The sequence below is a fragment of the Idiomarina abyssalis genome, assembly GCF_019797805.1.
In the GTDB taxonomy this organism is placed as follows: domain Bacteria; phylum Pseudomonadota; class Gammaproteobacteria; order Enterobacterales; family Alteromonadaceae; genus Idiomarina; species Idiomarina abyssalis.
This window is the reverse complement of record NZ_CP081832.1, coordinates 625,909-648,495: the sequence shown is the minus strand read 5'-3', so window position 1 is coordinate 648,495 and position 22,587 is coordinate 625,909. Positions and strand designations below refer to the sequence as shown.

The window sequence follows — 22,587 nt, the reverse complement described above, 5'->3', positions numbered from 1 at the left end:
CATAATAGCTCACTTATTGCATTACCAAGCTGGTAAATAAAACCTGTTCCACAACCGGCTTCCCGGTCACTTCTTCGAGCGCAGAGCGCACTTCAGTGAGTGCTAACTCACGCAGCTGACCTTTACCCTCAGCTGTCTTTAATCTGTCCGCTGTTGACGAAGAAAATACCTCGTGTAAGGTTCCTTCAATGAGCGGAATATGCTTTTTCGCCAGTTCTTCATTTTCCTCACCGCGAACCATAAGTTGTGCTTTAATCTGCACGGTTCGTTCACGTGAGTCGCCCGGAACAATAAAGACAAACGCCCGGGGCATGCCCACATAGAGCGCATTACCGACTTCCGGTCGCGACGACGAAGACGGCGCTGGCGAGCCACTTCCGGTTGTCGCCGGTTCATCCGAAGACGACGAACCGCCAAATAACCAAAGAACGAGCACGACAGTCACGATTAAAACAATACCGATAATGCCGGACAGTATTAATTTCTTCTTTTTGCCGCCAGCTTTTTCTTCAGTTTGTTCTTCTTCGTTATCGTTTTTATCTTCTGCCATGCGTTATGTCCTGTGTCACTGTCTAATAACAGTTACTATAGCTTGATCGTTGCTTTAGTTATACCGTTTCAAACATAGAAATCGACCTGCCCGTCGGCAAGAACTCTACCTTCATCCAAAGCAATTTCGCCTTCTACGGCCCAGTCTTCTGACTCTTCAGCTGAGCCACCCTGGCCACCGGCAGTGCGTTCGCCTTCTTTACTTTGTTCACCCACCTGAGTGTCGGCTAAGTCGATGCCCTGTTGTTCTAACATCTCACGCAGACGCGGCATTGCCGTTTCTATTGCATCTTTGGCTTGTGCACTTTGCACCTGAAACTGCACCGAAGCCTGTTCACCACTCATATTAACCCGAATCTGAACACTGCCAAGCTCGGGCGGATCCAGACGTATATCCGCTCGCTGAATATTGCGGCTCATCATAATGTTGATGCGTTCCTGCAATTTTTGCGATGCTTCTGTCTGCTGCAAGTCCAGAGGACGCTGCAGAGCCTGCAAAGTATTAGTTTGGCCCGACTCATTAGCCGCTACAGTACCTTGTGTCGTAGACACCATCTGACCTTGTATTGCGCGAGCCGCGTTAGCATCAGCCAGGGCATCAGTGTTGTTTCTGAACACTTGATTCTGTTGTGCTGAATCAGGCAACTTAGTATCGACATCCACCGCGTTGGCTAAGCCTTCGGCTTTGCTTGCAGACTGTTTGCTGTCACTACCCTTAATAGCAGTATCGCCAGCCTCAGCTTTTTCTTTACCAGACTTAGCGTTAGTGGCAGTTATAACAGGCTCTGTACCTTTTGACTGTTCGGCTACCTTTATTGGCTCCGCCGCTTTTTCACTATGTCCGGTGCGGCCTTTTAATAATTGTCGTATTTCTGCCAAAAGCTGTTCTGCTTTGGCCGCCTGCTCTTTGCTCAACACTTGGGACTTATCAGTGTCATTATTCTGACCAGCTAAAAGCTGACGTAGCTCAGCGGTAAATTGCTGTAATTTTTTCTGTTCCGCCAGGCTCAGTTCACTATTTTCGCCTTTCGACTTTTGTGCCGAAACCTGCTGCTCTAACTGCTTCAATAGGGCGAGTAATTCTTCCGAGCTCTGCGGCTTGGTTGCTCCCTTATCTACAGACTGCTGTGCAATAGCTTGCTCGGCCGCCTGGTTCAACGCCTGAGTCAGCGCCTTTTCATTACCGACCAATAACTTATCCGCATCGGCTTTCGGTAACATAGGCTCCATTAAGTTAACAATGAACTTACCCGCATCTTCTACCGCTTCACCGGCATTTTCACCCTGTTCAACGGCTTGTATCATCTGCTGCAATTTTGACTGTAACGCTTGCTTGTCTTTATCCGTCATGCCGGCCAGCAATTGATCGGCAAACTTCTGCCGCTCCGCGTCCGTCATTACTGTCTCGCTACTTTCACCGTCAGCACTCGCTTTATCAAGCTTGGCTAGCAAAGACTGCAACATTTTTGACAGTTCTTCATCACTTAATTCCAGTTCGCCGCTGTCGGGCTCAACGTCAATTTCACCAATGACAGCCGCCTTGCCTTCAACTTTAATATCCGCGGTTTCCTGCTGCATTTGTTGCAACAGTTCCCATAGGTTTCGGGTAACTGGCTCACCGACATTTTTACGGTCAATTTCACGACCTTTAGAATCGCCGTTGGCAGCCTGGTGGGCTTCTAATTTGGCGGCCAATTGTTGCAGCTCTTTATCGCCGGAATTTTGCTTGATCATCAAACGAGAGAACTCACTGCTTTCGCCTTCAGCGTTTTTCACTGATAGCCCTTTCCCTTTACCCATACGGGCAAAGTTATCGGCAGATTCGGTTAAGTTGAGCAGCTGTTGCATAGTATTTTTTCCTGAATTAAGTGCTTATTCACGCTTTGCTTAATTTTCTCATCAATAACCAAGCAATTTTTGTTCCAACTATTTTCTGTCACGGATAAAACGCTGACTACTGAAGTCATCCAGGTTTTTTTGCTCTTTCCGCGCCTGGGCTATTTGTTCGCGCTTTCTGCGTTCCTTAATTAAAAAATCAACTGACTCTCGCTTACGCCGTTGCGCCAGCCAACGTTCTTTTCGTTGTTGCAGTACCTGTTGCAGCTTCACGACCTCGTGATGCAACTGTTCAACACCTTCATCCAGCTTGCCGACAAAGGCGTGGTACTGACCCACCTGGATAGAAGCAATACCGCCTTGCCCACGCTCTTGCAGTTGATTTAAATAGTCGAGTCGGTATTTTGACATACCATCCAGGCGCATCTGTTGTTCCTGCACCTGTTGCTGAACCTGTGCGAAATCCTGAGCAGCCTTATCTTCACGTCTTTGTTCTAACTCCAGTAGCATCTGCAACTGCGCCAACTCGGCCATAATTTAAGCGCCTCCGGCTGACTGCTGCTTTTGATTTGGATTTACTAATTGGTTAAGCAACAACAAGCTCTCATCGTAGCTGACAACCTGTTGCATCTTTTGTTGTAAAAACTGATTCACGCGCGGCTGCATAGCAATAGCCTGATCAATAGCCGGGTCGCTTCCACGCGTATAAGCGCCAATAGAGATCAAGTCACGATTGCGCCGATAATGCGAATACCACTGCCTGACCTTAATGGCCTGTTGCATATGCTCTTCTGAAACCACTTGCGGCATAACACGACTAATAGAGGCTTCAACATCTATTGCCGGATAGTGACCGCTGTCCGCCAATTCGCGGTTTAACACAATGTGTCCGTCCAGTATGGCCCGTGCAGAATCCGCAATAGGATCCTGTAAGTCATCACCTTCAGTTAAGACCGTATAAAAGGCAGTAACCGATCCCTGTCCGTCACCACCATTACCCGCTCGTTCTACCAAAGCGGGCAGTTTAGCGAAAACAGAAGGCGGATAACCTTTTGTCGCCGGTGGTTCGCCAACAGCCAATGCAATTTCACGCTGTGCCATGGCGTAACGGGTCAACGAATCCATCAACAGCAAAACGTTCAAGCCCTGATCACGGAAATATTCCGCAACCTGAGACGCGGTTTCGCACCCTCGCAAACGAATCAGAGGCGACTGGTCAGCCGGTGCCGCAATAACCACAGCTTTCTCACGGCCTTCTTCACCTAAAATTTCTTCAATAAACTCTTTTACTTCGCGGCCACGTTCACCAATCAGACCAACAACAATGACATCGGCCGTGGTTCCCCGCGTCATCATGCCCAGCAGCACACTCTTACCGACACCACTACCGGCAAATAAGCCCATCCGCTGCCCCTGGCCCACGGTTAAACAAGCATTGATTGCGGTAACCCCCACATCCAGGGGTTGTTTAACCTGACGACGATTTAACGGATTCATTGGTTTGCTGCGGTAAGTTTTACCGTCAGAAAATATAGGGCCTTTGCCATCCAGAGGTTCACCGCGGGCATCGATAACTCGTCCCAACAGCTCCATACCCAAGGGTAATTGGTTTTTTCGGTTTAACGGACGGACTCTGGCGCCGGGTATGACGCCATGGGCATCTTCGGTTGGCATCAGGTAACTGATATTACCTTCAAAACCAACAACTTCGGCTTCAATGTCACCGCTGTCAGCTTCTACGGCAACACTCGAACCGACCGGAGCCCGGCAACCAACGGCTTCGAACATCAAACCAACAACACGAGTTAAATAGCCAGATACCGCAACGGACGGTTTCTGAATGCGCTCCCGCTTTTTCCGTAACTGTTCAACCAAGCGTTCAGAAGCACTCATGGGTTAACCTTTTACTTTGGAGAAGACATCTTCCATACGACTGCTCAGAGTGTAATCAATAGTGGAACTTTCGGTCGTCACGCGGCAGCCGCCGCGCTCCAGTAATTCATCTTTATTCAGTAACCAGCCTTTCTCCTTCAGCTCGTCTTCGCTGTAGACGTTCTGCAGTAGCGTTAAGTCTTCTTCATTTAAATGAATAATGACACGCTGATCCGTGACCGGCAGAACCGCAATTGCCTCTCGTACCGCGTTAACAACCAACTCCTTAGAGTTCTCGGCAACATTCAGACAGATCACTCTTGTCAGCTCGGTGACCATTTCAATCAGTTCATCCTGCACCGCTTCGGTAATACGCTCGTTGGGGTGGGATAAGCTTTGTAAAAGAGTTTCCAGCTGTTGCTGCTGCTCGTTCATGGCTTCTTTGCCAGCTTCAACGCCCTGCTCATGACCCGCTTCAAAGCCTTCTTTTTTGCCAGCTTCGTAGCCTTCGTCGTAGCCTTTTTTCAAGCCTTCACTGCGGCCTTCATCAAAACCTTCTTTGTGACCCTCTTCGCGCGCTGCCTGACGAATTTCTTCCAATTGCTCAGCAGTCAGAGGCTTTAGCTCTTCCTCTTGCTCGTCGTCAGCTTCAGGTGGCTCATATTGCCAGCGGCGGGGTTTATTTAACGCATTCACCTGAGAGCCCTGCTTGAGCTCCTCAGATGTCATGTCAGGTAAGTCCCAACGATGTGTTACGTCTTTATCATCGGTCATTATGCGTTAAGCCCTTATAAGAATTCGTCACCGCCACCGCCGCCAAGCATAATTTCACCTGCGTCAGCCAAACGACGGGCCGCAGCAAGAATGTCTTTCTGCGCTGCCTCTACATCGCTAATACGAATGGGGCCCATAGCTTCAAGGTCATCACGCAGCATGTCGCCGGCACGTTTTGACATGTTCTTAAAGATTTTTTCCTGAACCGCTTCGTCTGCGCCTTTCATTGCTTTTTGCAGAACTTCGCCTTCAACTTCACGCAGCAAGGTCTGAATACCACGGTCGTCGACATCGACCAGGTTCTCGAACACAAACATCAGGTCCTGAATGTTCTGGCTCATTTCTTCGTCCTGCTCGCGGATAGAGTCCATCAACTGGCCTTCGATATTGGTATCCAGGTAGTTCATAATATTTGCAGCTGCCTTCAGGCCGCCCATCTTCGCAGCCTGAGCACCAGCCTGACCGGCAAACTGTTTTTCCATAATTTCGTTCAGTTCCTGCAATGCCGCCGGCTGAACTTCTTCTAAGTTGGCAATACGCATCATTAAGTCCAGACGCACTTTGTCCGGGAACTGCGCCATAATTTCGGCACTTTGCTCAGGGTCAAGATAAGACAGAACAATGGTCTGAATTTGCGGGTGCTCATTACGAATAATCGTCGCCACCTGTTTGGAATCCATCCACTTCAATGAGTCCAGACCTTTTGAGCCACCGCCCATGACAATCTGCTCAATCAGGTTACCGGCTTTGTCTTCACCCAGAGCCGAGGTCAGTGCTTTACGCACAAACTCTTCACTCTTGAAGCCAATATTGGTGAACTTCTGAATTTCTTCCAGGAAGAGATGATGCACGGCATTAACCTTGTCCTGGTTAAAGTCCTCCAGGCTTGCCATGGCCATACCCACTTTCTGAACCTGCTTAGGTTCCAGGTGTTTGAGTATCTGGGCAGCGTCTTCTTCCGACAAGCTCAGCAGCAAAATCGCGGCTTTCTCGACACCTTCTAAAGTATCGACGTCAAACTCGACCTTACCGCGCTTGGTTTTCATTTCTTGATTAGGCATCTTCGTTCAACCACGCTTTAACCACTTGTGAGGACAGTTCAGGCTCATTGGCAACCAACGCCCTTACTGCTTTCAGCAAGTCTTCATCTTTGTGCAGATCCGGTAATTGCAGGCTGCCATCCGCACCGAACCCTACCGCACTCTCATCAAATTGTGAGGATAACAGATCAATGGTTTCATCGCCCATCGATTCCTCATCAAGGAATGCTTCAGCATCGTCTTCAACACCAGATTCTGGATTCATCAGTTTCTTAAGCATTGGACGAACCACTGCCAGAATCAATACCATAATAACCAAAGCACCCATGACCAGACGGAAAGCACGCCAGAACCATGGCTCTTCCCATACCGGTGTTTCTCCGGCGCCTAAGTCAGGCAGTCGTGCAAAAGGCACTGAAACAACTTCAATACTGTCGCCACGGTTAATATCAAAACCCAAACCACCTTGAAGCAAGCGACGAATATTCGCCATCTCTTCGGCACTGGCTGCCTGAGGCTGATTTTCACCTGCCTCATTCGTTATTGTTTTCTGGTTAACCGCAACGGACACACTCAAACGTTCAACCGTGCCCGTTTGACTGCGGGTATAAGTTACCGAGTTATCAAGCTCGTAATTCCGTGTCGCCTCGCGATGAGTGCTGCCGTTAGTCCCGCCACCAGCACTTCCTGCACCGGCCTCTTCCGGAATATCAGAATCAAGTGGCGGCTGATTCGTTAATGCACCAGGGATACCACCAATTGCGCTGCCGACAGAGCGGTTTTCGACCGTCATTTCACTGCGAATTGCCGGCATATCAGGATTAAACTGACGCTGAGTTTGTTCACGCTGGGTGAAGTCCATAGTGACATCAACCTGCGCGGTATAATTGTCATAGCCCAGCACAGGAATCAAAATACTGTCTATCTTCTTCAGGTATTCTTCTTCGCGCTTTTGCTCAATCTGATATTCGCGCGAACTTTTTGCCGCCAGGGCACTTTGTGAACCCGAGTTAAGCAAACGGCCGGCCTGATCAGTGACAGTAACGTGTTCAGTATTCAAACCGGTTACCGAAGACGCAACCATGTCAACAATCGAAGCAACTTCTTCTTCACTTAACGACGTACCACCGCGAACATTCAGCATAACCGACGCTTTCGGCTGCTTTTCACGACGGGCAAAAACATTTTCCTTCGGTACGGCCAGAAGTACTCTAGCCCCGGCCACTTTTTTAATTTCTTCAATAGCGCGCGCAAGCTGGACTTCACGGGAATGAATGAGTCGCTCTCGCTCCAGACGTTGGCTAACGCCAAAACCCGGTTCGCTCATTAATATTTCAGAACCGTTATTGGTCGAGTTGCCGTAGTCTACTCCCGCACGAGTTAACTGCAGCTTGATTGCTTCATAATTCTCTTCCGGAACTGACACCGTATTGCCATCAACCTGGTACTCAATACCATTAGCATCCATATAGTCGAGCGTACTGATCAACTCCTGGGTTTCTAAATTACCTAGTGGACGGTAAGTTGATTCTTGTGCCCACAACATAATAAAAACAGCAATGGCGACACAGATAGCCAGGGCTAAAACCACAATGACCTGACGAAGCATGTCAAAGTTACCCAGCATTGTCATAATACCGGTCTTCTCGCCGCCGTCTTCATTGCTTGTTCGGTTGCTGTCAGGTAAGTCGGTATCTTGTACCATTAAATCTGTTGATTCAGCCACGACTCATATCTCCAGTGCTGCTGCGGTTATACCGGCATTGACATAATTTCTTTGTACGCATCAACCACTTTGTTGCGTACCTGAACAGTTGCCTCAAACGCAATACCCGCTTTTTGGCTGGCGATCATAGTTTGCTCCAGCGTGACATTTGGGTCACCAAGCTCCATGCGTGTTTTTAAATCGCCTGAGGTTTGTTGCAATTCGTTAACGTTATCCATTGCGTTTTTCAGCATATTGGAAAAGTCTGCTTGAGCAGTATTACCTTGCAGGGCGTTCACATTCGTAGGCTGGTCACGCTGAGAAGCCTGCGTGGCCATCGATTGTAACTGTTGGTAAAGTGCGTTTGCTTCCACTTTCATAATTAACCCCGTCAAAAATTCATCACTGACTCTATTTAAGGTTAACTATGCAAGCAAAATGCCAACTTATAAGATTGTGTAAAGAAAAGCCCTGAGATACAGGGCTAATAGTGTAGGCAGGAGTATTTTAAGTCGCCTTTAAGAGCCTGTCAGGGTAAGTCCCTGCTCACGAATCTTCGCCAGTTTGTAACGCAGCGTCCGCGGACTAATTCCCAATTCATCCGCAACAGGTTGTCGTTTACCCTGATGGCGTTGCAGAGCTTCTTTGATAATTTGGTATTCCTGATGAAAAAGCGACTCATCCAGATTTTCCGATTTATCATCAGACGCGCTCACTTGCTCCGGAAACACACTCGCCGGTTCAGCGATATCATTAAGTTCCAGCATTAAATCATCGGGCTGAATTTCATCACCACGATGCAGAACCAGCGCACGTTGTACGACATTTTCCAGTTCACGAACATTACCCGGCCAGGAATACGACTGTAATTGCTTTATAGCAGCTGCCGAAAAAATGACAGGTGTTTTAATACCGGAACGCTGCTTGTGTCGCTGCAATAAGTTTTCAGCTAAAGGCACAATATCCGCAGGGCGTTCGCACAAAGACTTCCAGTGCAACGGGAACACGTTCAGCCGATACATGAGGTCTTCGCGCAACTGTCCCTCACGCACCGCTTGTTGAAGGTCACGGTTAGAGGTCGCAATTAAACGGACGTCGAGTTGAATGGTTTTACGTGAGCCCAACCGCTCTACCTGACGTTCCTGAATAACCCGTAATAGTTTTGCCTGCAAATGCATAGCCATTTCGGTGACTTCGTCCAGCAACAAGGTACCACCCTGAGCGAGCTCAAACTTACCGGGAGACGACTGATTCGCACCAGTAAAAGCTCCTTTTTCATAGCCAAATAACATCGACTCAAGCATGTTCTCGGGTATGGCTGCACAGTTAATCGCGACAAAGGGGCCATTCGCACGCTCAGAGTGCTGATGAATATAACGCGCCAACACTTCTTTACCCGTACCACTGGGCCCGGTAACCATTACGCTGGCTTCGCTGGCAGCTACCTTGCGGGCCATATTCAGAACAGCCTGGCTCGACTCTTCCTCGGCAACCGGTTCAATGTCGTTAATGGCACCGTCCGGCAAATACCTTTGTACCAAAGTCTGCAGTTTTTCTATTGAAAAAGGCTTCGTCAGGTAGTCGACAGCCCCTTCGCGCATCGCTACAACAGCATCATCCACCTTAGCAAAGGCGGTCATCATAATAACCGGAATGTCATACTGTTGGTTGTTCATGCTGCGTAATAGTTGCAAACCATCAATACCCGGCATTTGAACGTCACTAATCACTAAAGCTACCGGCTCTTTTTTCAGTATTAACAGAGCCTCTTCACCATTTGCAGCTTCCAGACACTGGCAGTCCGCCAGCTCCAAAGTATCGATAATTGCCTCACGCAAAGAAACATCGTCTTCAACAACCAGTACTTGTCGCTCAGCCATAACACACCTCGTTCAGTCGGTTCTCTGACCACTGGTGCACCGGCAAAGACAAGGTGAAACGACTGCCTTTAGCTGGCTGGCTTTCCCAGTCAATACTCCCGTTATGTGCCTTAACTACCGTTTGCACAACCGCCAGTCCTAAACCGGTACCGTTGGACTTTTCTGTAAAAAATGGGGTGAAGATATTGTCCAGTCTTTCTTCAGGAATGCCGCAGCCCGCATCAATAACGGAAACTCGCCAACTGTCATTATCGGCATCGGTCTTCACTAAGACCTCTTGTCCCGGCTGGCTGGCATCAACAGCGTTGTTAATCAGATTTTGTATCGCCCCGACTAATGCGGTTTGATTTGCCCGCAACACAGCTCCGGAAGCTGAATCAATGCAATTAATTTTTACCTGGTGCTGCTCAGCATAGTTTTCGGTATTGGCAAGAACTTGCTCAATCAGGCTGTGAGTGCTGAGATCATCCAACATGGGTTGCTCACCACTTTTAGCAAACAACAACATGTCATTGACCTGCTGCTCTAATGAATGCAATCGGGAAAGCAGTTTTGCAGAAAAGCGCTGCTGCTTCACCGGGGAAATCGTGCCCTGTTTAAGGTTCTGCGCGTAAAGAATCGCGGCAGAAAGAGGCGTTCTTATTTGATGTGCCAGAGACGCAACCATCTTTCCCATGGAGGATAAACGCTGCAGATGACTAATGCGGTTTTGCAGGCTACGGGTTTCAGTTAAGTCCGTTAAGACAATAAGCTGCCCTGGTTTTTCATTAACCACCGAGGTATCCAGCCTGACCCGGCGCCCGTTACGCAGAGACACTTCGTGCCAGTCATCCGCTTTCGGAGCAAACAGCTCGCTGACTAACTCGCGCCAGAGGTAACCTTTCAACGGATGACCCAAAAGCCCCGTTGCGTTGTCATTGCAATAATCCACAAGCCCATGACTGTCCAGTAAAATTACGGCATTTGGCATGGCATCAATAATTTGATGATAAGTGGCCATACTGACATCTCCAATTAACGACTATGGAGAGGTTAATGCAAAATAGATGCCAGTATGATTTCTATATTTTTCAATCGGTTGGGTTATTATTTGTTGTCAAAAGACTGACACTTACCTTTAGTCTTTCTGGATTCCGTACTTTTTCATCTTCTCAACCAGAGTCGTGCGCCGCATGCTAAGTAACTCCGCGGCCTTAGCCACCACCCAGTCCGACTTTTCCAGTGCCTGAGCAATCATTCCGGTTTCTATTTCTGTCAGCATGTCTTTTAAATTAACGCCATCGTCCGGTAATTCAGAGCTGTCATTAGCGGGTCCGACTTGCGCATCATCGCTGTCATCGTCCGACTCGTTGAAAATGGCACTAAGCGCTTCACGCTCCAGCATTTCTTCCGGGTAGTCGGGGCTGGGAGCACTGTGCTCAACATGCTGATATTTCGGCGGCAAGTCAGGAACATCCACCAGACTGTCAGGGTGCATAATGGTCAAGCGCTCAATCAGGTTCGTTAGTTCGCGCACGTTACCCGGCCAACGATGATAAGAAAGCGACTCCAGTGCCCTTTCCGTAAAGCGCACGCCCACACCACGCTCCTTTTTAAAACGCTGGGTCAGCTCCTGTAATAACAGTGGTACATCTTCCTGACGCTCTCTCAATGCAGGCATCTCAATCGGGAAAACGTTCAAACGGTAATACAAGTCCTCGCGGAATTTACCGTCAATGATCATCTGCTCCAGCTCACGGTGGGTTGCTGCAACAACTCGTACGTCGGCAACAATACTTTTACTGCCACCTACGCGCTCAAAAGTGCGTTCCTGTAAAACCCGTAGCAGCTTTACCTGCATTGGCATTGGCATATCACCAATTTCATCCAGAAAGAGGGTTCCCCCCTGAGCCAGTTCAAAACGCCCTTTGCGCGCGCCTATTGCCCCGGTAAATGCCCCTTTCTCATGGCCGAACAATTCACTTTCTAATAAGTCTCCGGGAATGGCACCGCAGTTCACAGGCACAAAAGGCCCCTTGTTGCGTTCTGATAAATCATGGATACCGCGGGCGACAACTTCTTTACCGGTTCCGGACTCTCCCAGAACAAGAACGTTGGCGTCGGTAACCGCCACTTGCTCGATTAACTGCCGCACATGTTTCATGGTGCGGCCATTACCAATTAAGGTCTGCTCCAGTTTACCACTGCCGGGATGCCGCGTTCTTGCGGGCTTAATTGGCATTTGCTGATGATACGCCTGACAGTAATGCAGCATATTGGACAAACTGGCGTAGTCAAAAGAGTCCTCCAAAGGACCAATGACATTGGCTTTTTGTAGCGCCTGATGCTGTTGCGTGTTCGCACAAATAAAAGGAAGGTGTGGCGAATCGCCGGCCAGCTCCATCAGGTTATCAATACCATTGCCGGCAATGACACACAGAGCATCGGTTGCAGAGAGTTTAAGAGTGTCCGAAGGAGATATGACTTCAACGGTTTCACCAATAAAGGTTAATACCGTTTCAAAATGCTGACGACGCTCTGGTTGCTGTTCAACCAGGTAGACTGTTCTTGTTTTTGTCATAGACGAGTTTACCGCAACGTCCTATTTCACATTTCCTAACACAAACGTTTCACCCGCACTCGAGAGATACCACTGCTCCTGCCCATCGACAGTTCGTGACTCTGCGTGTGAAACCCACTGATAGAATACATTGCGATGTACTCTTGCTGTCAATCCTCTTTGCATCACAATATAAGGGATGCCCTCTTTCATTGTGAGCGGATGTTCAGAACTTAATACCAGAGTATCACCGATATTGGTGGTTAACAGCAATAATTGCTCACCATCTTCTTCCCTTTGTTCCCAGTCGACGACAACAAAAGGCGTATCTTCAACAGTAATTTTAACTTTTTCAGCAGGTGTAACTAAAAAATAGTCGCCTTCCTCTACCACCAGGACCGAGGCAAACAGCTTAACCAGCGCCTCACGCTTTATCTGACTCCCCTGATAAAACCAATCACCATTAGCGGCAATGTGAATCGGAATCTCGCCACAATAAGGCGGATCCCACAATTCGGTTGGCGCGTGTTGATGTTTTTCCAGTTCAGAGATCAAACGGTTCAGTGACATAAATCAAAGCTTAGTCGACTAACTTCTTCTGTCTCAATAAATACCAAAGCGTTGCTTCTGTACGGTTTGATACTTTTATGGCCTTAAATATTGCTGATAAGTGCACACGAATGGTGCCTTCGGTAATACCCAGAATATTGGCTATCTCTTTATTCGATAAGCCCTGCGCCAATAATTGCATAATCTCTAATTGCCGTGGAGACAGGAAACTTTCAGCGCCGCTGGACTTATCACGAGGTTCATTCAGATGCGGGTCATCAGGAATATGACGATCACCATTTAGCAAGGCGCGAATAGCCAGCTTAGCCTGCTCAGCTGAACTGTCTTTCGGCAAATAGCTACGAACCCCTGCCGCCAGTACTTGGCGTACTTCGGAGATAGACCGTGGGCGCGTAAACAAGACGATGTGCGTGCGCGGCGCAACTTTCTTTAAACGTTGCAGAGCGGGACGGATTTCGGCATCCGGCAAATCCATCTCTAAAAAAATCAGATCGTAATCATCAGCTGCTAAATAACTTTCCGCAATCTCGAACGAATCAGCCTCATAGATTGAGGGTTGATTCGCATAGTTGGTAAGAATTTGTATAAGACCAGCACGCATAAAAAACTGCGGATCAATAATTAGAACTTTCATCCTGAAATCCAAAATAATGCCTATTCAATTAACTTTTAGCATACCTAAATTATAACAGACAGCAAGTTTTTTACGGTTATCTAACAGCTTCCCGAATGTCATGTTAACTTAGTTAACAAAAACTTCCGGCAACACCTAGGCGGTTGTACAGTAAAAACGCTATAGTGTTGTCTAAATTATTTGCCACGGAGTTAAATTACAATGCGACGCATTACCTGCTTAGTTATAAGCCTGGGCTTATCAGCTTCAGCCATCGCCGACACCTTATATACCAACATGAAGGGTTACACCCTGACCAGCCCTGCCGGAGAAAATGCGGTATTACAGCAGTTCTCTACCATGCTGGTGGAAAACGGAAAGGTTCAGGCGATAGGCGGCGAGACTCTCGCCCAACGCTTTGCTGATACAGACAGTACGGTCGACATGAATGGCAAAACCGTACTCCCGGGGTTAACTGACGCCCACGGCCATATCCAAAGTTTGGGCAACAGTCTTCTGCAGGTTGATTTGCGCGACACTGAATCTGTTTCTGACGCAGTCCAAAAGGTTCGCAGCTACGCTAAAGAGCAGCAGGAAATAGAATGGATTACCGGCCGCGGCTGGAACCAGGAACAATGGAAGAAAAAAGTCTTCCCGAGTGCAGCAAATCTTGATGAAGTTGTCAGTGACCGTCCCGTCTGGCTGATGCGCGTCGACGCCCACGCAGGCTGGGCAAACAGCGAAGCGCTGCGCCGCGCGGGTATTGATAAAAATACCGTCTCTCCTGAAGGTGGCGAAATTATCCGTGACGAACAGGGTAACCCCACCGGTGTTCTGGTCGATAATGCAATGCAGCTGGTTGAAGACATTATTCCCGAACCTTCGCTTCAACAGCAACGGGCCGCATATGAGTTGGCTTTTCAGCACCTGGTTAAACTTGGCATTACCAGCGTCCACGACGCAGGCATTAATTCTGACGAAATTTCCATTTACAAAGGTTTGCATAACCAAGGTCGTATGCCGCTTCGGGTTTACGGCATGATTGCAGCGACCGAGCCGAAGCTCGCTCAACTTCTGGCTGAAGGGCCTTACGAAACCCGGGACCAGAAACTGGCTATTCGCAGCGTTAAAATATATGCCGACGGTGCGCTTGGAAGCCGCGGAGCAGCACTGATTGAGCCTTACAGCGATGACCATGACAACCACGGGCTAATGGTAACTTCAGAAGAGAAGATTCAGGATCTCTATAAACTGATCATCCCACACGGTTTTCAGATAAATACCCACGCCATTGGCGACCGTGCTAACCGTGTCGTTCTGGATAATCTGGCCGAAGTCTATGATGAACTGGGTGGCCGCAATTTACGTAACCGCATTGAACACGCACAAATTGTGCACCCGGATGACCTGAAACGTTTTACCGAGCTTAATCTGATTGCTTCGATGCAACCGACCCACGCTACCAGCGACAAAAATATGGCGGAAGATCGTCTGGGTTCTGAACGTATGGCCGGAGCCTATGCATGGCAAACATTGCTGGATGAGGGTACCGTTATCGCCGCAGGATCTGACTTTCCGGTTGAATTAGCGAACCCTTTCTACGGGCTGCACGCAGCCGTTACTCGTCAGGACCGCGATAATATGCCTTCGGGTGGCTGGTACGCCGAAGAGAAAATGAGCCTTGAACAGGCTTTGCGTTCATTTACCATTGATGCCGCTTACAGTGCCTGGCAGGAAAAGTCACTCGGTTCGCTTGAACCCGGTAAATGGGCTGACTTTATTGTACTGGAGCAGGACCCTTTTGCCGTTGATGCCAGCCAAATTTGGCAGACTCAAGTTGAACAGACCTATGTTGCAGGCGAACGCGTTTACTAATGGAGTAGCAGCATCATGAACGATGACTTTCTGTTTTCTGAGGACGAGCCCGATGTGGCCGTTGAAGAGGTTTGCGAGCCTTATCATGTGTTGATTGTCGATGACGATGAGGAAATTCATACCATCACCAAAATGGCACTGGGTGAATTTAAGCTTGATGGGCGTCCACTGGAGTTCCATTCGGTTTACTCGGGAAAAGACGCCATTGCGTTTTTGCAGGAAAACACCGACATCGCCATGATGCTGCTGGATGTGGTTATGGAAACTGACCACGCGGGCTTAGATGTCGCGCAATGGGTGAGAGAAACCCGGAAAAACCGGTTAATCCGCATTGTTCTGCGTACCGGGCAACCTGGTCAGGCACCAGAAGAGGACGTCATAGCGCGTTATGACATTGATGACTATAAGGAAAAGACCGAGCTGACTTATCGCAAGTTAGTGACTCTTATGTACTCGTGCCTTCGCGCTTACCGAGACTTAAAAGCTATTGAACGCAACAAACGGGGCTTAGAAAAAGTCATTAACGCATCGGCAGAGGTGTTTTCGGCCCGCTCAATGCACGGCTTGTGTCAGGGGATACTGGAACAGCTTGTTGCCCTAATCACCTTGTCTGACGACGCTATGTACTGCCGAATTGACGCGTTAACCGCCAGCTCGAATACCAGTGAACCCTTTGAAATTATTGGTGGCACCGGAGAATACGAAGGTGCGGCAGGACAACCGATAAAAAGTGAAATTGACTGGAATATCGTTCGCCCAATGCAACAAAGTTCGCAAAATGTCGACTTCCGGATAGTAGACAATAATTACTACGGCCTTTATAAAACCAGCAGCTCACGCCAGTATTTGCTCTTCATTCGCGGTGTCCGTGACTTATCTGAGCTTGATCAAAACTTGCTGGGCCTTTTTGTGAATAATAGCTCCATTGCTATTGATAACCTGCAGGCCACTGAGAACGAACGAGAAGCTCAGCGTGAATTGCTTTATTGCGTTGGAGAGGCTATTGAAAAGCACTCCATCGATGAAATCAGCCATCATGTTAAACGATCAGCCGAAATGGCCGGGCAACTGGCCATTTTTGCCGGCGCAACGCACGAACAGGCGGAAGCTTTAAAACAAGCTGCATCAGTCTACGATATAGGTAAAGTATCGGTACAAATGGAGCTCGCTCAGCGTGCCGATGTCTTAAGTATTCACGACTACGAAGAAATTATGCAGAAAGTAATTCAGGGTCATGATTACTTACGTCAAACTGATACCGCTGTGGCGAAAATCGCGGCTGCTATTGCGCAGGATATTCATGAACGCTGGAATGGTTCGGGTTTTCCAAGTCAGAAGTCAGGCAAAGACATTGACCTTAATGCCCGTATAATGACCATCAGCAGCCATTTTGATGCACTGCGCACACAGCGCAATTATCGTGACGCCAAAGAATCTAAAGACGCTGCCGATTATCTGTTGCAACACAGCGGCAGGTTCTTCGACCCTGAGCTGGTCGGGCTTATGCTGGACAATCTGGATGCGATGGAAAAAATACGACAGCGTTACCTGGATAAGAAGTAATATAATAAGCGACTGGAAACTGAAAACGGGGCCTTCCCCAAGTCCATAAGGAGCGGTCATGGATTTACAAGCAATGCGCAGAGAGTACGGTTTAGGCAGTTTGCACCGGGAGCAGTTGAATTCAGACCCGATCAAACAATTTGAACTCTGGATGCAACAAGCCATAGACAGCGGCTTATTGAGCGATCCTACCGCGATGACAGTGGCAACGGTTAATAATGAACGTGTACCAAGCCAGCGTATTGTTTTATTGAAAGGCTATGACCATAAAGGCTTCCGTTTTTACACCAATAAAAACAGTCAAAAAGGCCAGGATATAAGCACTAACTCGCAGGTTAACCTGCACTTTGCCTGGCTTCCGCTGGAACGACAAATTAGCATTACCGGCAGCGCTATCCCGCTGGATAGTGAAGATAACGACCGCTACTTCCATTCTCGTCCCAAAGAAAGTCAGGTAGCCGCCCTTGCTTCGCAGCAAAGTCGCCCGGTAGAAAGCCGCGATGTACTGGAAAGCCACTATAAGTCGCTACTGCGTGAATATGAGAATACCGAAGTGCCACGCCCTGAACACTGGGGGGTTATTGCATCGAGCCTCAGCAATTTGAGTTCTGGCAAGGCGGCCAGCATCGTTTGCATGACCGCTACCTGTACAGCAAAGATGGCGCTCACTGGCGTATTACCCGCTTACAGCCTTAGGTAATTCAACCCCACAAAACTCAGCGCAGCGTTGCAGCACTTTTAACGTTGCGCGGCTGTAGTAAACACCCTGCTGCAATTGCTCACGTTTGCGTTGCTGAGCGGCTTCTCCGGGAATACGCACCGGTTGTTGCGGATCGGCTGCCGCACTTTTTCGGCTGTCTTCCAACAAATCATCAACCTGCTGTAAAAACGCCTGTTTATCCCCAAAAGCTTCCGGATCAATCACTTGTATCCATACCGAGTTCGCGTCACCGTCATCAGCACCCTGCCGGCGACCATACTGACTTAACGCCATGGACCAAATTTCGCTGAACAGTGTCAGACCATAACCTTTATAGCCGAGCTGTTCTCCACCCAGCGGCGCTATCGCGCTACCCGGCGAGTCGAAAAACGTTAACGGGTCGTCGGTCCATTCGCCATCGGGTTTAATCAATGCTTTGTATGGCAACTTCGTGCCGTTGGCTTTTGCCTGACGCACTTTCCCCGCGGCAGTCATAGAGAAGCTGATATCAAATAGCAGTGGATTGCCGGAGCTGGGCACGCCCACCGCAAAAGGGTTGGGAGAAAATACCGCTTCTTTACCACCAAAAGGTGCCACAGCACGTTGTCCGGGCGTTGAGCACATCAAGCTGACGACCAACCCCTGCTCAGTCGCTATAGTCAAATAAGCGGCTAATGAGGCTACATGCTGACTGCGTCTTACAACCACGGTTCCGGTACCGGCTTGTTGCGCCATTTTGCAGGCGGCATCAATAGCCTGCGGTACCACGTAGGGACCCGGTAAAAATTGGGCGTCCCAGTTCGCAGCCGCAGCACGCTCACTTAATACCACAGGCTGCCCTTTTGCCAGGCTCTTGCCATCACGCAGCCATTGGCAATTGTTCAACAGGCGAATTAAACCATGGGTACTAAAACCCAGTAAATCACCTTCCAACAGGTAATAACTTACATTGCGCGCGACCTCCCCCGAAGCCCCCGCCTCGGTCAGACAAGTTCGCGCCCAGTCCGATAATTCTGAATAATCAAAACGTACAACATCAGTGCTCATGAAATTTCCTCTTGGTCACGGCCTGCAGGTCGTTTAAGCTACGCATACGACATTATCAAGGAGTAGAGATTGTGTCATCAGCTAACACAATAAACCGCATTGCCGTTATAACCAGTGGTGGCGATGCCCCGGGCATGAATGCCGCTATCCGAGCCGTTGTTCTGGCCGCGGAGAACTATGGTATCGAGGTCATGGGCTTTCGTCATGGCTATGAAGGACTCTTAAATAACGACTTTGTAAAGTTAGATCGCAAAGACGTTGAACACATATTGCAGTATTCGGGCACTATTATTAAAAGTGCCCGCAGTGAGCGTTTCAGAACCGAGGAAGGTGCGCGCGAAGCAGCAACAAATTTAGACGCACACCAAATTGACGCCTTTATCGTTATTGGCGGCGACGGTTCATTTCGCGGCGCTGAACATTTAGCCAACTTTTGGGAAGGTCCTATTATAGGCATACCCGGCACCATCGATAATGATCTCTTTGGCACGGATAACACTATTGGCTATGACACGGCAGTAGAAACAGCCATGGATGCGCTGGACAAAATTCGGGATACCGCCGAGGCCATGGATCGCGTATTCATCGTTGAGGTTATGGGCCGCAATGCCGGTTATATTGGTATTAGCAGCGCTATGGCAAGTGGTGCCGAGCGAATGATTCTGCCCGAGCTACAAAAAGATAAACCCTTAACCGTAGCGGCTTTGGTTAAGCACATTGAGTCAGTACAGCGCGTACGCGGAGACTCCAGCTACGTTATGGTGTTATGTGAAAATCAATGGCCTGGTGGTGCAGTTCGACTTGCGGAACAGCTAGAAGATCGTCTTAACTTACCCTGTCGTCCGTGTTTACTCGGCCACGTTCAACGCGGCGGACGCCCTACGGCAATGGATCGTATTTTAGGTACTCGTCTGGGTGTGCACGCTGTTGAGTTAGCCCAGCAACAGAAAACTGGCGTTATGGCTGGTGTTACCGCGAACGAACTCAGCGAAACACCGTTCGCTGACACTTGGACTCAACGTAAAAAATTGAGCGAAGAGTTAATTAATATTCAACAAAGTCTGTTTAATCCGATCAAAAAAGATCGCAGCAAATCGACAAAGTAAGAGAGGTCTGCAACGACAATGCCCCTAACGCCACTAACGGTGCCACTACCCGTACCATTAAATGACCCGAGCCGCCCGTTTTTCGGCGCCGAGCACAGCACCGACTTACATCCGGGACATACCCATATTCTTGGGTTTGGTTTTGATGGTACCGCCTGCTTTCGTAAAGGCACCCGAGAAGGGCCCGACGGTTTACGCGCGGTTTCTGAGGACATTGAATCTTACTCGCCGTACCTTGACGCCGACTTAGAAGATCAAAGCTTCTACGACTTAGGCAACCTGCGTCTGGGCTTCGATGACGATGAAGAAAAGCAATGGCATCACGCGGTTCACGACTTTAACGCGATATTTGATTCCGTCGACCTGGCTCAGCAAAAAATTAAACTGCTGACCTTAGGCGGTGAGCATTCTATTTCTTATGCGCCTATTGTGAAGTACTTGCGACAATACCCCGATATGGTGTTGCTGCATCTGGATGCTCACGCTGATTTACGCGATGGCTTCCTCGGCTACCATTATTCGCATGCATCTATTATTCGTCGTTCAGTCGATCACTTTGGTCCCGGCCATGAGCTCATTCAATACGGCATTCGCTCCGGGACACGCGACGAGTACCAATGGATGAAAGAACACAAAACCATTCGCAGTTCGCGTAAAGACTTTCTCGACAGTGTGGAAGCTATTGCTAAAGACCGTCCAGTTTACCTGACGCTGGATCTCGATTATTTCGATCCTTCTTTTTTACCTGGCACAGGAACTCCGGAGCCGGGCGGTGAAGATTTCCATTCCTTTGTCAGCCTGATGAAACTCCTGCGCCAGAAAAATCTGGTGGGTGCTGACGTGGTTGAATTGTCACCACAAATAGACCCAACCGGTAACTCCGACGTGTTCGCCGCTAAAATTGTGCGCGAATTATTACTCGTTTTACAACAGTCGGGAGCCTGAGATGTCAGACTGGAATATTGATCAAGCAGAAGAACTGTACGGTGTTAACCGCTGGGGCGCGGGCTATTTCTCCATTGGCGAAAACGGCAATATTCAAATTCGCCCCAACCACCGCCTGCCAGATGTCACCATTGATATGAAAGAAGTAGTGGATGAAATTATTTCGGAAGGTATTCAGTTTCCAGCCGTTATCCGTTTTCATGACATTTTGCGCTCGCAGGTTGAAATCATTAACGAGACTTTCGGTAAGCTGATAGCTGACGCCAATTATCAGGGGCAGTATTGCGGTGTATTTCCCATTAAAGTGAACCAAATGCGCGAAGTGGTTGAAGAGATCATGGACGCAGGTGAACCTTATAACTATGGCCTTGAGGCTGGCTCTAAGCCGGAGCTGATGGCAGTAATGGCGTACAACGACAATCCCGATGCGCTGACGATTCTCAACGGCTACAAGGACAAAGACTACCTGACTCTGGCACTGCTTGGCCGTCAGCTTAAACGCAAAATGATCATCGTTATTGAAAAGTTCAGCGAACTGGAAATGCTGATCCCGTTGGCCAAACAAATGGACGTTGAACCCATGATTGGTCTGCGCTCAAAAATGATGGTAAAAAGCTCCGGTAAGTGGGCAGGCTCCAGCGGCGACCGCGCTAAGTTTGGTTTAAGTATTGCCGAAATTTTGAATGTTATTGAACGGCTGCGCGAAGAAGACATGTTGCACTGTGCCAAGCTGCTGCATTTCCACATTGGTAGCCAGCTGTCCGATATTCGTAAAATTAAAGAAGCCGTCAACGAAGGCGCGCGTCTGTACGCCAAATTAGTACAGGAAGGCGTGCCTTTAGAATATCTGGATATCGGCGGCGGTCTAGGCATCGACTACGACGGTACCAGCACCACCAGCGACTCCTCGCGCAATTACTCCACAGAAGAGTACGTTGCTGACGTTGTCTGGGGTGTGAAGCAAATTTGTGACCTGGAACAGGTGCCCCACCCTAACTTAGTCAGTGAAAGTGGGCGTGCGATGACCGCGCACCACAGCTGCGTGGTCACTAATATTGTGGGCGAAATGAAACCGGCCGGTACACAGTTCGATATCAGCGCCAGCGAGAACGAACACATTTTAGTTAAGAACATGCGCGAACTGCACAGCTCCGGCGACCAGTTCCACCCGCAGGAACGTTATAACGACGCCGCCGGCTATAAGCAAAATGCCTACGAAGCCTTTAAACTGGGTATATTATCACTCAGTGAAATGGCCAAGCTGGACACCATGTACTGGCAAATACTTACCGACATTCACCATTCGCTGGATAAAGACAGTTACGTTATTCAGGAGCTGGAAGAGTTAGAAGACATGCTCGCCAGTCAGTACCTGTGTAACTTTTCGGTATTTCAGTCAGCCGCCGATACCTGGGCCATCGGGCAAGTACTGCCAGTGGTGCCTATCTCGCGCCTGAACGAGCAGCCCGAAGTACGCTGCTCAATTGTCGATATTACCTGCGATAGTGACGGTAAGCTCAGTAAGTACGTTGAAGGCACTGAAATCAGCGATCACATCCCCATGCATAACTTGCGTAAAGGCGAGGATTACCACGTAGGCTTATTCCTCACCGGCGCCTACCAGGACGTTATGGGCGATATGCACAACCTCTTTGGCCGCCTAACCGAAGTGCATGTTTACTGTCACGACGATGAACCCGGCGACTTTTATATTGAAGAAGTGGTACCGGGCACATCGGCCGAAAAAGTACTGCAAACTATGCAGTATAATACCGAGTACATGGCCAAAACTGTGAAGAAACAAATTGACCGTCAGGTACGTAAAGGCTCACTGGCGCCACGTGAAGGTGTTCGCTGGACAAACTTTTACGAGCACTGTTTAGCCGGCAGCACCTACTTACGCGTTGAATAATTCACCAAAACAACCGCTTAATGTGCAATTACTGAGCAAACAGTAAAAAAGGCACGAAAAG

General features: G+C 48.8%; 19 protein-coding genes and 1 pseudogene. 6 read left to right on the top strand and 14 right to left on the bottom strand.

Annotated elements, in window-relative coordinates; all coding sequences use genetic code 11:
• Nucleotides 1–13 precede the first annotated feature (13 nt).
• The 13 genes from fliL to K5X84_RS02975 all read right to left on the bottom strand — a co-directional run bounded on the left by fliL (nt 14) and on the right by K5X84_RS02975 (nt 13,399).
• Nucleotides 14–550, bottom strand: a complete 537-nt coding sequence (fliL, locus tag K5X84_RS03035; protein WP_222236639.1) for a flagellar basal body-associated protein FliL — start codon at nt 548–550, stop codon at nt 14–16.
• A 68-nt stretch (nt 551–618) separates the two neighbouring features.
• Nucleotides 619–2,397, bottom strand: a complete 1,779-nt coding sequence (locus tag K5X84_RS03030) for a flagellar hook-length control protein FliK (protein ID WP_222236638.1) — start codon at nt 2,395–2,397, stop codon at nt 619–621.
• A 78-nt stretch (nt 2,398–2,475) separates the two neighbouring features.
• On the bottom strand, nt 2,476–2,919 hold the full coding sequence (fliJ, locus tag K5X84_RS03025; RefSeq protein WP_054490654.1) for a flagellar export protein FliJ: 444 nt from the start codon (nt 2,917–2,919) through the stop codon (nt 2,476–2,478).
• A gap of 3 nt (nt 2,920–2,922) precedes the next feature.
• Nucleotides 2,923–4,278 (bottom strand): flagellar protein export ATPase FliI, encoded by a 1,356-nt coding sequence (gene fliI / locus K5X84_RS03020; protein WP_054490652.1) that lies wholly within the window; start codon nt 4,276–4,278, stop codon nt 2,923–2,925.
• 3 nt (nt 4,279–4,281) lie between these two features.
• Entirely contained in the window at nt 4,282–5,031 is a 750-nt protein-coding gene (gene fliH / locus K5X84_RS03015) for a flagellar assembly protein FliH (RefSeq protein ID WP_222236637.1), read from the bottom strand.
• Nucleotides 5,032–5,045: 14 nt separating this feature from the next.
• Complete coding sequence (gene fliG, locus K5X84_RS03010; protein WP_199495141.1) at nt 5,046–6,092, bottom strand: flagellar motor switch protein FliG; 1,047 nt, start codon at nt 6,090–6,092, stop codon at nt 5,046–5,048.
• Nucleotides 6,085–7,776 (bottom strand): flagellar basal-body MS-ring/collar protein FliF, encoded by a 1,692-nt coding sequence (fliF, locus tag K5X84_RS03005; RefSeq protein ID WP_419471404.1) that lies wholly within the window; start codon nt 7,774–7,776, stop codon nt 6,085–6,087. Before fliF ends, fliG begins: the two co-directional genes overlap by 8 nt.
• Before the next feature lie 47 nt (nt 7,777–7,823).
• Complete coding sequence (fliE, locus tag K5X84_RS03000; RefSeq protein ID WP_199495143.1) at nt 7,824–8,156, bottom strand: flagellar hook-basal body complex protein FliE; 333 nt, start codon at nt 8,154–8,156, stop codon at nt 7,824–7,826.
• Nucleotides 8,157–8,294: 138 nt separating this feature from the next.
• Entirely contained in the window at nt 8,295–9,656 is a 1,362-nt protein-coding gene (locus tag K5X84_RS02995) for a sigma-54-dependent transcriptional regulator (RefSeq protein ID WP_222236635.1), read from the bottom strand.
• A complete protein-coding gene (locus tag K5X84_RS02990) occupies nt 9,649–10,656 on the bottom strand; it encodes a sensor histidine kinase (protein WP_222236634.1) in 1,008 nt (335 codons plus the stop codon). Before K5X84_RS02990 ends, K5X84_RS02995 begins: the two co-directional genes overlap by 8 nt.
• A gap of 117 nt (nt 10,657–10,773) precedes the next feature.
• The gene (locus tag K5X84_RS02985) at nt 10,774–12,216 is read right to left on the bottom strand and encodes a sigma-54 dependent transcriptional regulator (RefSeq protein WP_054490638.1); all 1,443 of its coding nucleotides are present in this window, start codon (nt 12,214–12,216) and stop codon (nt 10,774–10,776) included.
• Nucleotides 12,217–12,237: 21 nt separating this feature from the next.
• Nucleotides 12,238–12,765 (bottom strand): DUF1285 domain-containing protein, encoded by a 528-nt coding sequence (locus K5X84_RS02980; protein ID WP_222236633.1) that lies wholly within the window; start codon nt 12,763–12,765, stop codon nt 12,238–12,240.
• Between the two features lie 10 nt (nt 12,766–12,775).
• The gene (locus K5X84_RS02975) at nt 12,776–13,399 is read right to left on the bottom strand and encodes a LuxR C-terminal-related transcriptional regulator (protein WP_054490632.1); all 624 of its coding nucleotides are present in this window, start codon (nt 13,397–13,399) and stop codon (nt 12,776–12,778) included.
• A gap of 201 nt (nt 13,400–13,600) precedes the next feature.
• Here K5X84_RS02975 and K5X84_RS02970 point away from each other — a divergent pair, with 201 nt between their 5' ends.
• The 3 genes and pseudogenes from K5X84_RS02970 (at nt 13,601) to pdxH (ending at nt 17,512) form a co-directional block, all read left to right on the top strand.
• The gene (locus tag K5X84_RS02970) at nt 13,601–15,253 is read left to right on the top strand and encodes an amidohydrolase (protein WP_222236632.1); all 1,653 of its coding nucleotides are present in this window, start codon (nt 13,601–13,603) and stop codon (nt 15,251–15,253) included.
• Nucleotides 15,254–15,268: 15 nt separating this feature from the next.
• Entirely contained in the window at nt 15,269–16,816 is a 1,548-nt protein-coding gene (locus tag K5X84_RS02965) for a response regulator (protein ID WP_222236631.1), read from the top strand.
• Nucleotides 16,817–16,874: 58 nt separating this feature from the next.
• Nucleotides 16,875–17,512 (top strand): annotated as a pseudogene (gene pdxH, locus K5X84_RS02960) (pyridoxamine 5'-phosphate oxidase).
• Here pdxH and K5X84_RS02955 read toward each other — a convergent pair.
• A complete protein-coding gene (locus K5X84_RS02955) occupies nt 17,493–18,563 on the bottom strand; it encodes an Ldh family oxidoreductase (protein ID WP_222236630.1) in 1,071 nt (356 codons plus the stop codon). The pseudogene pdxH and the gene K5X84_RS02955 sit on opposite strands and share 20 nt — an antisense overlap.
• A 71-nt stretch (nt 18,564–18,634) precedes the next feature.
• Here K5X84_RS02955 and K5X84_RS02950 point away from each other — a divergent pair, with 71 nt between their 5' ends.
• Genes K5X84_RS02950 through speA form a run of 3 tightly spaced genes read left to right on the top strand, consistent with a single transcriptional unit; the run spans nt 18,635 to nt 22,526 of the window.
• Complete coding sequence (locus K5X84_RS02950; protein ID WP_222236629.1) at nt 18,635–19,669, top strand: 6-phosphofructokinase; 1,035 nt, start codon at nt 18,635–18,637, stop codon at nt 19,667–19,669.
• Between the two features lie 18 nt (nt 19,670–19,687).
• A complete protein-coding gene (speB, locus tag K5X84_RS02945) occupies nt 19,688–20,614 on the top strand; it encodes an agmatinase (protein WP_034818139.1) in 927 nt (308 codons plus the stop codon).
• A gap of 1 nt (nt 20,615) precedes the next feature.
• Nucleotides 20,616–22,526: a biosynthetic arginine decarboxylase gene (gene speA, locus K5X84_RS02940; RefSeq protein WP_222236628.1), complete on the top strand. Its 1,911-nt coding sequence runs from the start codon at nt 20,616–20,618 to the stop codon at nt 22,524–22,526.
• Nucleotides 22,527–22,587 lie beyond the last annotated feature (61 nt).